This window comes from Microbispora sp. NPDC049633 (assembly GCF_040675265.1).
Classification (GTDB): domain Bacteria; phylum Actinomycetota; class Actinomycetes; order Streptosporangiales; family Streptosporangiaceae; genus Microbispora; species Microbispora maris.
Genome location: NZ_JBFAOO010000198.1, coordinates 1 through 13417 on the forward strand (window position 1 = coordinate 1; position 13417 = coordinate 13417).

The 13417-nt window shown below is 71.6% G+C and carries 14 protein-coding genes; 9 read left to right on the forward strand and 5 right to left on the reverse strand.

What is annotated here, in order from left to right:
* Together AB0J39_RS32660 and tsaD are read left to right on the forward strand one after the other, a co-directional pair.
* On the forward strand, positions 1-215 hold a 215-nt coding region (locus tag AB0J39_RS32660; protein WP_363471828.1), incomplete at its 5' end, for a GNAT family N-acetyltransferase.
* Positions 202-1239, forward strand: coding sequence for a tRNA (adenosine(37)-N6)-threonylcarbamoyltransferase complex transferase subunit TsaD (tsaD, locus tag AB0J39_RS32665; RefSeq protein WP_363471830.1), 1038 nt, complete (start codon positions 202-204; stop codon positions 1237-1239). The genes AB0J39_RS32660 and tsaD, both read left to right, overlap by 14 nt.
* A 37-nt stretch (positions 1240-1276) precedes the next feature.
* On the opposite strand, the gene AB0J39_RS32670 is transcribed toward tsaD, so the two are convergent.
* The 3 genes from AB0J39_RS32670 to AB0J39_RS32680 form a co-directional block, all read right to left on the reverse strand.
* Positions 1277-2083 carry a hypothetical protein gene (locus AB0J39_RS32670; RefSeq protein ID WP_363471832.1) on the reverse strand — a complete coding sequence of 269 codons (807 nt, stop codon included), beginning with the start codon at positions 2081-2083 and terminating at the stop codon, positions 1277-1279.
* Between the two features lie 157 nt (positions 2084-2240).
* Positions 2241-3464 carry a methyltransferase domain-containing protein gene (locus tag AB0J39_RS32675; protein WP_363471833.1) on the reverse strand — a complete coding sequence of 408 codons (1224 nt, stop codon included), beginning with the start codon at positions 3462-3464 and terminating at the stop codon, positions 2241-2243.
* A gap of 138 nt (positions 3465-3602) precedes the next feature.
* Positions 3603-4178 carry a MarR family transcriptional regulator gene (locus AB0J39_RS32680; protein WP_363471835.1) on the reverse strand — a complete coding sequence of 192 codons (576 nt, stop codon included), beginning with the start codon at positions 4176-4178 and terminating at the stop codon, positions 3603-3605.
* 140 nt (positions 4179-4318) lie between these two features.
* On the opposite strand from AB0J39_RS32680, the gene AB0J39_RS32685 reads away from it, so the two are divergent.
* The 5 genes from AB0J39_RS32685 (at position 4319) to AB0J39_RS32705 (ending at position 8572) form a co-directional block, all read left to right on the forward strand.
* The gene (locus tag AB0J39_RS32685) at positions 4319-5161 is read left to right on the forward strand and encodes an NAD-dependent epimerase/dehydratase family protein (RefSeq protein WP_363471837.1); all 843 of its coding nucleotides are present in this window, start codon (positions 4319-4321) and stop codon (positions 5159-5161) included.
* A 167-nt stretch (positions 5162-5328) separates the two neighbouring features.
* A complete protein-coding gene (gene groES, locus AB0J39_RS32690; RefSeq protein ID WP_111699864.1) occupies positions 5329-5643 on the forward strand; it encodes a co-chaperone GroES in 315 nt (104 codons plus the stop codon).
* Positions 5644-5709: 66 nt separating this feature from the next.
* Positions 5710-7335 carry a chaperonin GroEL gene (gene groL / locus AB0J39_RS32695; RefSeq protein WP_346225597.1) on the forward strand — a complete coding sequence of 542 codons (1626 nt, stop codon included), beginning with the start codon at positions 5710-5712 and terminating at the stop codon, positions 7333-7335.
* A gap of 398 nt (positions 7336-7733) precedes the next feature.
* Complete coding sequence (locus AB0J39_RS32700) at positions 7734-8360, forward strand: sigma-70 family RNA polymerase sigma factor (RefSeq protein WP_363471845.1); 627 nt, start codon at positions 7734-7736, stop codon at positions 8358-8360.
* Complete coding sequence (locus AB0J39_RS32705) at positions 8357-8572, forward strand: anti-sigma-D factor RsdA (protein ID WP_346225596.1); 216 nt, start codon at positions 8357-8359, stop codon at positions 8570-8572. The genes AB0J39_RS32700 and AB0J39_RS32705 overlap by 4 nt, the downstream gene beginning before the upstream one ends.
* Here the strand turns inward: AB0J39_RS32705 and AB0J39_RS32710 are convergent.
* Complete coding sequence (locus AB0J39_RS32710) at positions 8533-8910, reverse strand: DUF5319 domain-containing protein (protein ID WP_169951881.1); 378 nt, start codon at positions 8908-8910, stop codon at positions 8533-8535. The two genes, AB0J39_RS32705 and AB0J39_RS32710, sit on opposite strands and share 40 nt — an antisense overlap.
* Positions 8911-9099: 189 nt before the next feature.
* Positions 9100-10104 carry a helix-turn-helix domain-containing protein gene (locus AB0J39_RS32715; RefSeq protein WP_363471839.1) on the reverse strand — a complete coding sequence of 335 codons (1005 nt, stop codon included), beginning with the start codon at positions 10102-10104 and terminating at the stop codon, positions 9100-9102.
* A 603-nt stretch (positions 10105-10707) separates the two neighbouring features.
* On the opposite strand from AB0J39_RS32715, the gene guaB reads away from it, so the two are divergent.
* Positions 10708-12189: an IMP dehydrogenase gene (guaB, locus tag AB0J39_RS32720; protein WP_363471841.1), complete on the forward strand. Its 1482-nt coding sequence runs from the start codon at positions 10708-10710 to the stop codon at positions 12187-12189.
* A 33-nt stretch (positions 12190-12222) separates the two neighbouring features.
* Positions 12223-13341: a GuaB3 family IMP dehydrogenase-related protein gene (locus tag AB0J39_RS32725; RefSeq protein ID WP_363471843.1), complete on the forward strand. Its 1119-nt coding sequence runs from the start codon at positions 12223-12225 to the stop codon at positions 13339-13341.
* Positions 13342-13417 lie beyond the last annotated feature (76 nt).

The following is a 13417-nucleotide window of genomic DNA, read 5'->3' on the forward strand; positions in this document are numbered from 1 at the left end:
CGCTGCTCGCCGAGGCCGTACGGCGCGGCGCGGCCTCGGTGTTCCTGGAGGTGCGCGCCGACAACCCGCCCGCGCAGGCGATGTACGAGCGGTTCGGCTTCCGGCGCCTGGGCCTGCGACGGCGCTACTACGACGACGGGACCGACGCCATCACGATGGTGAAGGATCTCGGCCCACGACACGGAGAGATAGGGGGCGGGCATGAGGGGGCATGACGAGCCGATCGTGCTGGGGATCGAGACGTCCTGCGACGAGACGGGCGTGGGCATCGTCCGGGGGCACACGCTGCTGGCCAACACCATCGCCTCCAGCATGGACGAGCACGCCCGCTTCGGCGGCGTGGTGCCGGAGGTGGCCTCGCGGGCCCATCTGGAGGCGATGACGCCCACGGTCGAGAGCGCGCTGGCCGCCGCGGGGCTGCGGTTCTCCGACATCGACGCGGTCGCGGTCACCGCGGGCCCGGGCCTCGCGGGGGCGCTGCTCGTGGGCGTGGCCGCCGCGAAGGCGTACGCGCTGGGGCTCGGCGTCCCGCTCTACGGGGTCAACCACCTCGCCGCGCACGTCGCCGTGGACCAGCTGGAGCACGGCCCGCTGCCCAAGCCCTCGATCGCGCTGCTGGTCTCGGGCGGGCACTCCTCGCTGCTCCTGGTGCCCGATGTGGCGCACGACGTGATCTCGCTCGGGTCCACCGTGGACGACGCGGCCGGGGAGGCGTTCGACAAGGTGGCCCGGGTGCTCGGCCTGCCGTTCCCGGGCGGGCCGCACATCGACAGGGCCGCCCGCGAGGGGTCGGGCGCGGCGGTGACGTTCCCCCGTGGCAAGTACGACGACGGAACTCTGGACTTCTCCTTCTCCGGCCTGAAGACGGCCGTGGCGCGGTGGGTGGAGGCCCGAGAGGCGGCGGGTGAGCCGGTGCCCGTGGCCGACGTCGCCGCGTCGTTCCAGGAGGCGGTCGTGGACGTGCTCACCCGCAAGGCCCTGCAGGCGTGCGCCCGCTACGACGTCAAGGACCTGCTGATCGGGGGCGGCGTGGCCGCCAACTCCCGGCTGCGGGCTCTGGCCCAGGAGCGCTGCGACGCGGCCGGGGTGCGCCTGCGGGTGCCGCGGCCCGGCCTGTGCACCGACAACGGTGCGATGGTGGCGGCGCTCGGCGCCGACCTGGTGTCGGCGGGCGTCACGCCCTCCACCCTGGAGATCCCGGCCGACTCGTCGCTCCCGATCACCGTCGTCAACGTCTGATCACGCGAGCCCGCGGCGCCTCCGGAGGGGCGGGTGCTCAGTCGGTGTGGCCGCGGGCGGGGCGCAGGAGGACCTCGGCGAGCGCCAGCATGGTCTCCTCCAGCGCGGCGAGCCGCCGGGCGACGTCGCCCCGGGCCGGTTCCATGGCACGGGTGACCGCGTCAGAGACGGTCTCGGCGATCTGCTCGCGGTCCGGCCTGCCGCGCACCGCCTCGGCGAGGGGCGCCATGGCCCCCGCCGTCAGCGTGAGGTCGGCGTTCATGCCCGCGATGGTGGTGCTCATCTCGTCCACGCCGGCGGCGACGTCCCCGACGCCGCTCCGCACCGCCTCGACCCCGCCGCCGACCGAGTCGAGCCGTTCGACGACCACGGACTCCAGCCGCTCGGTGCGCTCGGTGAGCTCGGCGAGGGCCTTGTCGAGCCGGGTGAAGCGCCCGGCGGCGGCCTCCATGCTCCCCTGGAACTTCCCGAGCCGGTGCGCGAAGTCGGTCATGCGGTCGGCGAGGCCCTGGGTCCGTCCGCCGGCCTCGTCCACGTGGTCGCGCAGCAGCTCCACGTGCTGGGCCAGTCCCTCGGCCCAGGCGGGCGGCCTGGCGTTCATGTCGTCGAGCCGCTGGGTGATCGCCTCGAGGGCCGCGCCGAGGCCGCCCAGCTCGCGCTCGCGCACCTCGCGGAGGAGCCACTCCATGCCCTCCAGCCGCTGACGGATCTCGTCGAGCACGGCGCCCTGCGTCCGCTGCTCGTAGACGTGGTCCTGCGCCGCCCGCGCCAGCAGTTCGCGCATTCGGTCGGAGACGGCCGTCTGGCTGCCCGCCTGGAGGAGGTTGTGGCTGGAATGCTCCACCGAGAATGCTCCTTCACTCGCCGAAACGTCGGTTCGGCCCGGTCTCGCGCAGGATGAACGAACAGGCGGCATGCCCGACGGCCAACTTTAGGCCCTGACCCGCGGCCATCAGGGGTGGAATGAGAAAGGCGCCATTTGCCGGTGAATTACTCCGGTTTCACGCGTCAGCGCTGGTCATGGGCTGGCAAAGCAGGGCGAACGGCCGCTCTCCGATGCGGGTCAGGACAATGACGAGGGAATTGTCGCCGGAAAGCCGCAAATCCTTGCGCAGCCGTTCCACGTCGACGGCGGACCCGCGTTTTTTGATCGTGACCGCGCCGACGCGCCGTTCGCGCAACGCCGCCCTCAGGCGTTTGAGCGAGAACGGCATGACGTCGGTCACCTCGTAGCAGGAGGCCCACTCCGTGCGTACGAGACGATCGCTCGTGATGTAGGCGATCTGCGGATCGACGAGGCGGCCGGACACGAGGGCGGCGACCTCGGCGACCAGGTGGGCCCGCACCGCCGCGCCGTCGGGCTCGTAGAGGTAGCGGCTCACCGGCCCGGTCTCCGCCTCCGCGCCGGACGGCGTGAGCGTGACCCCGGACGGCAGCAGGGTGGCGCGCCGCCCGCCCGCTCCCATCCCGGTCCAGATCGCCGCCTCCTTCACCTCGCCGCGGTACGACACCCACTCGGCCTCGGCGCCCTCCGGGATGAACTCGTACGGGATGCCGGGGGCCACCTTCAGGCAGGCCGCCGGGGCGCGGGCCACCAGGTCGAGCACGACCGGCCAGGTGGGGGAGTACGCCATCGGGTCGAAGGTCCGTCCCCGCGCCCCACGCCTGGCGGGATCGGCGAACAGCAGGCCGTAGCCGCCGGGGTCGGCCAGCGCGGCGTCGCCCGTGCGGACGCCGGCCAGGGAGGACAGGCCGAGCGCCGCCGCGTTGGCGCGGGCGACCTCCACGGTCAGCGGGTCGAGGTCCACGGCGTCCACGGCGCAGCCCGCCCGCGCCAGTGCGAGGAGATCGCCGCCGATCCCGCAGCAGACGTCGAGCACGGCGGGGCCGCCCGCCGGCTCTCCGCCGGCCCGGGTGCCGTCGACCCGAATTCCGGCGGCCCGGATTCTCGTGGCGCGGTGTGCGGCGACCTCGGGGCGCGTGGCCTGCTCCAGCCCGTGCGGGGTGAAGTACATGACGGCGGCGTCGGGGCCGAACTTGGCCTCGGCCCGCCGCCGCAGCGACGCCTGGGTGAGCGCCGCCGCCGCCAGGTCGGCCGGGTGGCCGCGGCGCAGCGCGCTCGCGGCGGCCACCGGGTCGGCCCCGTCGGCGAGTATCCTCACGGCCTCGTCCAGGGCCCCGCGCCCGGCGGGCGTGAGCAGCATGCGGAAGGCGTCCAGGTCCACGCCCGCGACGCTACCGCCTGCCCGGCGCGTACGTCGGCCCTGGGCGTCGCCCTGTGGACGAGCCCCGGAGCGGGCGACGGCAGGGGCGCCGCCGGGAACCGGCCGGAGCCGGCGGAACGGGAAGGCCGTGCCCGGCGGTCAGCAGGGGCGGACGTCGCCCAGCGAGGCGAGCAGCTTGCACAGCAGCCCGGACAGCTGGGCCCGGTCCTCGTCGGTGAGGCCGGCCAGCATTCGCCCCTCGTTGGCCACGTGACCGGCCAGCAGGGCGTCGACCACCGCCCGGCCCTCGTCGGTGAGGGTGATCAGGACCATGCGGCGGTTGGACGGTGAGACCTCCCTGCGCACCAGTCCCTTCGCGACGAGGCGGTCCACCCGGTTGGTGAGCGCCGCGGAGCTGACCATCGCGGCGGTGGCGAGGTCGCTCATGCAGAGCAGGTGATCGGGATTGGACCGGAAGAGAGTCGCGAGCACGTCGAACTCCCACGGCTCCAGGTCGTGTTCGGAGAAGTACTCCTTGATGCCCTTCTCCAGCAGCCGGGACGCGCGGGAGATGCGCCCGGCCACCCCCATCGCCGAGCAGTCCACGTCCGGGCGCACTTGGGCCCACTGGCTGAGGATCTGGTCGACGGCGTCGTTGCCGGTGGCGCCGGCGCAGGTGGTGTCGTTGCCGTCGGTGCCGGTGCAGGTGCTGTCGTTCGCGAGGGTGTCGTTCATAGCGCGCGCGGCCTGGGTCCTCCGCCGCTCCTCCTCCACCGGCCATCGTAACCGAAACTTCGACGTTGAAATATCGATGGGGGGTGCGCTACCGTCTGCGTCGAACAGTAAAACGTCGAAGTGTTCGAGGTGGAAGAAAGATGAAGGTACTGCTGCTCGGTGCGACGGGGTACATCGGCTCGGTGCTGGCGGAGCGCCTCGCCGAACACGGCCACGAGGTCGTCGCGCTCGTCCGTCCGAAGGCGCGCGACACCGCCGTACCCGGTGAGGTGCGCCACGGCGACATCCACGAGCCCGAGACGCTCCGCGCGGCGGTGACGCCGGACATCGACGTCGTCGTGCACGCGGCCAACCCCGTCGGGGACGAGGCGGTGGACGTCGCGGCGATCGAGGCGCTGTCCGGCGGCGGCGCGCGGCTCGTCTACACCAGCGGCGTCTGGGTGCTCGGCGCCACCACGGAGGCGGCGGGCGAGGACGCGCCGCTGAACCCCATCACCCTGTCCGGCTACCGGCCGCGGGTGGAGGGGCTGGTGCGGGACGCGGGCGGCGTCGTCGTGAGGCCCGGCATCGTGTACGGCCGGGGCGGCGGCATCCCCGGGCTGCTCGCCTCCCCCGACGGGGAGGACGGACGGTACGTCCACGCGGGCGGCCCGGCCCCGACCTGGCCGACCGTCCACGTCGACGACCTGGCGGACCTGCTCGTGCTCGCGATCGAGAAGGGCGAGCCGGGGAGCCTCTTCCACGCTGTCACCGAGGAGGCGGTGAGCGTCGCCGACGTCGCGGCGGCGGCCGGCCGTACGGGGAAGGCGGTGCCGTGGCCGGTCGACGAGGCGAGCCAGGCGCTCGGCCGTCCCTTCGCCGAGGGCCTGGCCCTGAGTCAGGTGGTGAGCGGCGACCTCGCCAGGAAGGTCCTCGGATGGCAGCCGAGCCGTCCGGGCATCGTCGACGACGTGCGCTCCGGGTCGTACGCCTCCCGCGTCTGACCTGCGATGCCGGTTCGTGTTGACTGTCACGCGCCACTTGCATACTGTTTCGTGTTGGCACTCTGCCATTGAGAGTGCCAACAGCGACGAGACAGGTCTGACACCCGCGACGGCAGGCCGCTGGTCGCCTCTTCAGCTCATTCATCGCAATCTGAAGGGGAGGTCCGATCGTGACGACCGCCACCAAGGTTCCCGTTAAGCCGCTTGGCGACCGCATCGTGGTCCAGCCGCTTGAGGCCGAGCAGACCACCGCCTCCGGCCTGGTCATCCCGGACACCGCCAAGGAGAAGCCGCAGGAGGGCCGCGTCCTCGCTGTGGGTCCGGGCAACTGGGACGAGGACGGCGAGAAGCGCATCCCGCTCGACGTCAAGGAGGGCGACGTCGTCCTCTACAGCAAGTACGGCGGCACCGAGGTCAAGTACGGCGGCGAGGAGTACCTGGTGCTCTCGGCCCGCGACGTGCTCGCCATCATCGAGAAGTAGGCCGCGTCGGCCAGTGGAGCCCCGGGACACGCGCCCGGGGCTCCGCGCGCTCACAAGGAGACCTGAATGCCGAAGATCCTGGAGTTCGAAGAGGACGCGCGGCGCGCTCTCGAGCGTGGTGTCAACGCTCTCGCCGACGCAGTCAAGGTGACCCTCGGCCCGCGCGGCCGCAACGTCGTCATCGACAAGAAGTTCGGTGCCCCGACGATCACGAACGACGGTGTGACCATCGCTCGCGAGGTCGAGCTGGACAAGCCGTACGAGAACCTTGGCGCCCAGCTCGCCAAGGAAGTGGCGACCAAGACCAACGACATCGCGGGTGACGGCACCACCACCGCGACCGTCCTGGCCCAGGCCATGGTCCGCGAGGGCCTGCGCAACGTGGCCGCCGGCGCGCAGCCGCTGGGCCTCAAGCGCGGTATCGACAAGGCCGCCCAGGCCGTCAGCGAGCGGCTGCTCGGCAGCGCCCGCCACGTCGAGGACAAGAAGGAGATCGCCAACGTCGCCACGATCTCCGCGCAGGACGCGAAGATCGGCGGCCTGATCGCCGAGGCGTTCGACAAGGTGGGCAAGGACGGTGTCATCACCGTCGAGGAGTCCAACGCGATGGGCCTGGAGCTGGAGTTCACCGAGGGCCTCCAGTTCGACAAGGGCTACCTGTCGCACTACATGGTGACCGACTCCGAGCGCATGGAGGCGGTCCTCGAGGACCCCTACATCCTCATCACCCAGGGCAAGATCTCCTCCATCGCGGACTTCCTGCCGCTGCTGGAGAAGGTCGCCCAGACCAAGCGCCAGCTGCTGGTCATCGCCGAGGACGTCGAGGGCGAGGCCCTGGCCGTCCTGGTGACCAACAAGATCCGGGGCACCTTCACCTCGGTCGCCGTCAAGGCCCCCGGCTTCGGCGACCGCCGCAAGGCCATGCTGCAGGACATCGCCATCCTCACCGGCGGCCAGGTCGTCAGCGAGGAGATCGGCCTCAAGCTGGAGCACGTCGGCCTGGAGGTCCTCGGCACGGCCCGCCGCGTCGTGGTCAACAAGGACACCACCACGATCGTCGACGGCGCCGGCGAGGCGCAGGCGATCGAGGACCGCGTCCGCGAGATCAAGGTCGCGATCGAGCAGTCCGACTCCGACTGGGACCGTGAGAAGCTCCAGGAGCGTCTCGCCAAGCTGGCGGGCGGCGTGTGCGTGCTGCGCGTCGGCGCCGCGACCGAGGTGGAGCTGAAGGAGAAGAAGCACCGCCTCGAGGACGCGATCTCCGCGACCCGCGCCGCGATCGAGGAGGGCATCGTCTCCGGCGGTGGCTCCGCGCTCGTGCACGTGTCCAAGGAGCTCGACGACCTGGGCCTGACCGGCGACGAGGCCACCGGCGTCTCGATCGTCCGCAAGGCGCTGATCGAGCCCGCCCGCTGGATCGCCGAGAACGCGGGCCTGGAGGGCTACGTCGTCACCACCAAGATCGCCGCGATGAACGCCGGTGAGGGCCTGAACGCCGCCACCGGTGAGTACGGCGACCTGGTGGGCCAGGGCGTCATCGACCCCGTCAAGGTGACCCGCTCGGCCGTGCAGAACGCCGCGTCCATCGCCGGCATGCTGCTCACCACCGAGGCCCTCGTCGTGGACAAGCCCGAGGAGGAGGCTCCGGCCGCCAACGGCGGCCACGGCCACGGCCACGGTCACGGCCACTGATCGAGGCCTAGCGGCCCTCCCTGCCGCGGGCCCCGTAGCAATCCGCGCCCCGCGATCCGCCCGTAAGGGCGGATCGCGGGGCGCTCCGCTTTTCCGCCTCCCCGTTCCGTGCGCCGACGCCTTCCCGTTCCGTGCGGCGACGCCTCCCCGTTCCGTGCGGCGGGGACAGGCAACCGGGACAGGCAACCGGGGCCGAAGCCCGGCCGCAGGCAATGGCAACGACCGGCATACTTCTTTTTCCCTGTCAAGCCGTCAGGCATATATATGTTGTTTTGGGCATTACGGTTGGAATGTTCCAACGGGCGAGTGGTCAAATGATTACGGACCGTTATCGACGCGTCAATGTGACCAATCCGTAGCCGTTAACCATGAGGACATCAACGATCGCGACGGGCATCATGCCTAACGTGACCGAGGGATGCGTCGCCGACGCCACAACTGGGGTAAGGCTTGCGACGAGATCGGATGAGTCCGACCTCAGGGAACTGACCAGCCTTGCCGTACAGGGAGATCGCACCGCGATCGAATCACTGCTGGGACATCTGCGCCCGATGGTGGTCCGGTACTGCAGGGCTCGATTGGGCAGAGTGTCAGGTCAATACCACATCGCCGACGACGTGGCCCAGGAGGTGTGCATCGCGGTGCTGTCGGCGCTGCCGCGCTACCGCGACATGGGACGTCCGTTCGCGTCGTTCGTCTTCGGCATCGCCTCGCACAAGGTGGCCGACGCCCTGCGGAGCTCGGTCCGCTCGGCCGTGCCGACGCAGGACCTGCCGGACGGGCCCGACGAGGGCCCCGGGCCGGAGGAGACGGTGGTGCGTTACATCGAGGCGCAGCACGCCAGGGACCTGCTGTCCCGGCTCCCGGACACCCAGCGCGAGCTCCTCATTCTGCGGGTGGTCTCGGGCCTGTCCGCCGAGGAGACGGGTAATGTACTCGGCATGTCACCGGGTGCCGTCCGGGTCGCGCAGCATCGCGCGCTCGCGAGGCTCCGGCAACTGGCCGAGTTGGAGTCGATTGCGTGACCACGAAACGTCGTCGTACGGCACGCCACCTGCGGTCGTACGGCGATGCCGACGTGGAGGGCGACGTAATGCGGACGGACGCCGTCCTCGACGCGCTCGCCCGCCGCGAGCCGGTCGGCGGCACGGACGCCGCCGTCCGGTTGCTGGGCGCGCTCGTGGCCGACGTGGACAGTCAGCGGCTCTCCTCCGTGTCGATCACGCCGTCCACGTAGCCCCGGGCGTACTCCCAGCTGACGTAGTCGGCCGGATCGGGCTGGTAGGCCGGCTCGTGGACCTGCGGCCGGCCGTTGTCGATCATCTGGCGCAGGTTGCCGCGCAGCAGGTCCCAGTCGAAGTAGTGCTGCTCGCCGCACTCCGGGCAGTCGAGGACCAGCCCGAGCACGCCCTGGGGTTCGAGCAGGGAACGGAAGACCTCCACGTCGGCGAGGTCGGTCAGCGCCTCGTCGCGCTCGGCGAGCGTCAGCGGCTCCACGTCGTCGGGCGTGCCAAGCTCCGCCGCGGGGTCGTTGGGGTCATCCGCGAACGGGTCGCGGGGGACGTCTTCCAGCACGCATCCCACCTTATGACCACCGCCCCCTCCACGAGGATAAGTGCGCTTCATCTGCTCGTCGGGCCGCGGCCCGGGGCTCCGGTGTCCCCGCCCCGGGGGCGCCGGCCTGCTGGCACAGACCTCGGCGTCGCAGCCGTTGACGTGCCCGGCGGCCCCCCGGCACAGCCGGTCCTGTCACGGCCGGTCCCGTCACAGCCAGCCCCGGCGGGCGGCCTCCACCCCCGCCTGGAATCGGGACTGCGCCCCGAGCTCCGACATCGCCTCGGCGAACCTGGCCCGCACCGTGCGCACGGACACCCCGAGGTGGCGGGCGACGGCGTCGTCGGACATGCCGTTGGCGGCCAGCCGTAGCACCTGCAGCGCGTTGTTGTGCGGGGAGATCGGCGCGGCCCGTGCCCACAGCTCCTCGAACAGCGCCCGCAGCGCCCCCACCGCCACCGGAGCGTGGACCAGGTAGCAGTTGTAGGAGTGCTCGGGCAGCGGGACGCCCCACTCGGCGGGCAGCCCCGCGGCGCCGTCGCCGAGCGCGAAGAACCAGCTCGGCACCGCGTCGAGGGCGCGCAACGCCGCGCCCGCCGCGGAGAACCGCCCGCACACCTCCCGTACGGCGGGCGAGGACATGGCGTCGAGCGCCACGACCATCCGCAGGCGCAGGATGCCGTCGGCGGCGGCCTGGAGCCACTGGCCGCCGTACCCGTCCGCGAACCGGGCCATGGTCCGGTGGTCCGGCACGGCCATGACCAGCTCGGTGGGGGGCGCCTGCAGCGCGAGGCCGATCACGCTCTCGCACAGCTCGTCCGCACCGCTCATCGGCTCGACCGAGAACCGGCCGCTGCGCCAGTCGCGGCCGGCGTCGTAGTGATGGGCCAGACGTCCGGCCGCGGCCAGCACCTCGTCGATCTGGCGGGTCTCCCTGGCCATGCGGTCCAGCCTCTCGGCCACCAGCCGTCCGATCGCCGCGGCCGGATGCCGCGCGCGGAACTCCTCCCGTCGCCGGTTCACCGCGCCGAGCCGTACGAGCCCGTCCAGGGCGTCGAGCACGTCCTCGGCGGGCCGGCCGACCGCCTCGGCCAGCTCCGTCAGCGTGGCGCGGTGCAGCCGCAGCATGGCCGTGTAGAGGGCCGCCTGGTCGGGGGAGAGGCCCAGGCTTTCGAGAGGGCCGATCTGAGGATCGGCGTTGCGCGTCGTACTCATGCTCGCTCCGTCGGTGGTCGCGCCGGTCACACAGCGTCGGTCGCACAGCGCTGATCACATCGTGCTGATCACATCGCGCCGCTCGCATTGGCCGCACTGGTCGCATTGGCCGCACTGGTCCATCGGGCGAAAACGTTTCCCGGCGTCCGGCGCACCGACTTCCGCCCTTCATCTCGCCTCGCTCCGCGTGAGAATAGCGCGGCTTTTCCCTGTTGTCCGTCCTGTTCACACATTCGGCACGGTTGGACGTGGCGGCTTTTGTATGGATGTGAGTGGATCGCAATTTGATTCGGTCGCAGTTTCGAGAGCGCGAAATGCATCTTTGTGCAGTTGCACGTTACGCCATTGCGTATGGACGCTGTGTGACGCATCCTTGACCCAGCGTTAGCCGGGAACGCCGCGTCTGCCGGGCGCGGAGGGGGGCTCGACGGGCGTGGCAGGCGCGACGCGGGGAAGTGGGGGGACCGGAAGCCGGTCCCCCCACTTTTTGTGCCATCCCTCTTGACAGGTCTGCCGGATGCGGTTTGGGGCGGCCACTAGACTGACCTCGGGTCTGGCGAGGGACCCACGCGCGAGGACCCACAGCGCAGGAGGGTGCAGCAGATGGCCAAGTTCACCGAACCGGGACTCACGTTCGACGACGTGCTCCTCGTTCCTGCTTATTCGGACCTGCAGCCGGGGGAGGCCGATACGGCGACGCGGCTGTCCCGGAGCATCACCCTGCGGATCCCGCTGGTGTCGGCCGCGATGGACACGGTCACCGAGGCGCGCATGGCGGTCGCCATGGCGCGGCAGGGCGGCATCGGCATCCTGCACCGCAACCTCTCGATCGAGGAGCAGGCGCAGCAGGTCGACCTGGTCAAGCGGTCCGAGGCGGGGATGGTCACCAACCCCGTGACCTGCTCACCCGAGGACACCCTCGCCGACGTCGAGCGGCTGTGCGCGACCTACCGGATCTCCGGGGTTCCGGTCACCGACGCGGACGGCGTGCTCGTGGGCATCGTCACCAACCGCGACATGCGGTTCGAGAGCGACCAGAGCCGGGCCGTGCGCGACGTCATGACCGCGATGCCGCTGGTCACCGCGCCGGTGGGAGTCGACCGCGACGAGGCGTTCCGGCTGCTGCGGCAGAACAAGGTCGAGAAGCTCCCGCTCGTGGACGAGGCCGGCCGCCTGCAGGGCCTCATCACGGTCAAGGACTTCACCAAGAGCGAGCAGTACCCGATCGCGACCAAGGACGCCGACGGCCGCCTCATGGTCGGCGCGGCCGTGGGCGTCGCCGGCGACGCCGAGGAGCGCGCCATGACGCTGATCGAGGCGGGCGCGGACGTCATCATCGTCGACACCGCGCACGGGCACTCGCGGGGCGTGTGCGACATGATCGCCAAGATCAAGGCCAACGGCCGGGTCGACGTCATCGGCGGCAACGTCGCCACCCGCGCGGGCGCGCAGGCACTGGTCGACGCCGGCGCCGACGCGGTCAAGGTGGGCGTCGGGCCGGGCTCCATCTGCACCACCCGGGTCGTCGCGGGCGTGGGCGCCCCCCAGCTCACCGCCATCTACGAGGCGGCGCTGGCGTGCGGCCCCGCGGGTGTCCCGGTCATCGGCGACGGCGGCCTGCAGTACTCGGGCGACATCGCCAAGGCGCTGGCCGCCGGGGCCGACACGGTCATGCTGGGCTCGCTGCTGGCCGGCTGCGAGGAGTCGCCCGGCGAGCTGATCTTCATCAACGGCAAGCAGTTCAAGTCGTACCGGGGTATGGGCTCGCTGGGCGCGGTGCGCAACCGCGAGCGCGGCGGCGCGTCGTTCAGCAAGGACAGGTACGCGCAGGCCGAGGTGTCCGGGGAGGACAAGTACATCCCCGAGGGCATCGAGGGCCAGGTGCCCTACCGCGGCCCGGTCGCGGCGGTGGCCCACCAGCTGGTCGGAGGCCTTCGTCAGGGCATGTGGTACACCGGCTCCCGGACGATCCAGGAGCTGCACGAGAAGGCGCAGCTCATGCCGATCACGGCGGCCGGGCTCAAGGAGAGCCACCCGCATGACATCCAGATGACGGTCGAGGCTCCGAACTACCACGGGCGATAGTTCGTCCCGGAAGAAACGGAAAGAACAGGCGATATGACACAGGTGGAGATCGGGCGCGGCAAGAGCGGACGGCGTGCCTACGCGCTGGACGAGATCGGCATCGTGCCCTCCCGGCGCACCCGCGACCCGGAGGAGGTGTCGATCTCCTGGCAGATCGACGCCTACCGGTTCGACTCTCCGCTCGTGGCGAGCCCGATGGACAGCGTCGTGTCGCCGCAGACGGCCATCGAGATCGGGCGCCTGGGCGGCCTCGGCGTGCTCGACCTCGAGGGGCTCTGGACCCGCTACGAGGACCCGGCGCCGCTGCTGGAGGAGGTGGCCACCCTCGACCGGGAGGCCGCGACCCGGCGGCTGCAGGAGATCTACACCGCGCCGATCAAGGACGAGCTGATCGGCCGGCGCATCGAGGAGGTCCGCGCCGCCGGCGTCACGACCGCCGTACGGCTGTCGCCGCAGCGCACCGTGCAGCACCACAAGGCCGTGATCGACGCGGGCGTGGACATCTTCGTGATCCGCGGCACGACGGTCTCCGCGGAGCACGTGTCGGGCCGGGCCGAGCCGCTCAACCTCAAGCAGTTCATCTACGAGCTCGACGTCCCGGTCATCGTGGGCGGCTGCGCGACGTACACGGCGGCGCTGCACCTCATGCGGACCGGCGCGGCCGGCGTGCTGGTCGGCTTCGGCGGCGGCGCCTCGCACACCACCCGCAACGTGCTGGGCGTGGTCGTGCCGATGGCCACCGCGATCTCCGACGTCGCCGCCGCCCGCCGCGACTACATGGACGAGTCGGGCGGCCGGTACGTCCACGTCATCGCCGACGGCGGCATGGGCGGCTCCGGGGACATCGCCAAGGCGATCGCCTGCGGCGCCGACGCCGTCATGGTGGGCTCGCCGCTCGCCCGGGCCAGCGAGGCCCCTGGCCGCGGGTTCCACTGGGGGTCGGAGGCCCACCACCCCGAGCTGCCGCGCGGCAAGCGCGTCGAGTTCGGCACGATCGGCACGCTGAAGGAGATTCTGCACGGCCCGTCGTCGCTGGCCGACGGCTCGATGAACCTGCTCGGCGCGCTGCGCCGGACGATGGCCACGGCCGGGTACTCCGACCTCAAGGAGTTCCAGCGCGTCGAAGTGGTCGTCGCCCCGCCGCAGCGCTGAGCCGTCACCCGGAGCGGGGGCCCGCCCCCGCTCCGGCCACCCGGGCCCGCGCTCAGGTCGCGCGGCTCCCGCTCAG

Excerpts from the sequence above, each read along its gene's own strand:
- tsaD (WP_363471830.1), top strand. The coding sequence starts at position 202 with ATGAGGGGGCATGACGAGCCGATCGTGCTGGGGATCGAGACGTCCTGC.
- AB0J39_RS32680 (WP_363471835.1), bottom strand. The coding sequence starts at position 4,178 with ATGAACGACACCCTCGCGAACGACAGCACCTGCACCGGCACCGACGGC.
- AB0J39_RS32685 (WP_363471837.1), top strand. The coding sequence starts at position 4,319 with ATGAAGGTACTGCTGCTCGGTGCGACGGGGTACATCGGCTCGGTGCTG.
- groL (WP_346225597.1), top strand. The coding sequence starts at position 5,710 with ATGCCGAAGATCCTGGAGTTCGAAGAGGACGCGCGGCGCGCTCTCGAG.
- AB0J39_RS32700 (WP_363471845.1), top strand. The coding sequence starts at position 7,734 with ATGCCTAACGTGACCGAGGGATGCGTCGCCGACGCCACAACTGGGGTA.
- AB0J39_RS32715 (WP_363471839.1), bottom strand. The coding sequence starts at position 10,104 with ATGAGTACGACGCGCAACGCCGATCCTCAGATCGGCCCTCTCGAAAGC.
- guaB (WP_363471841.1), top strand. The coding sequence starts at position 10,708 with ATGGCCAAGTTCACCGAACCGGGACTCACGTTCGACGACGTGCTCCTC.
- AB0J39_RS32725 (WP_363471843.1), top strand. The coding sequence starts at position 12,223 with ATGACACAGGTGGAGATCGGGCGCGGCAAGAGCGGACGGCGTGCCTAC.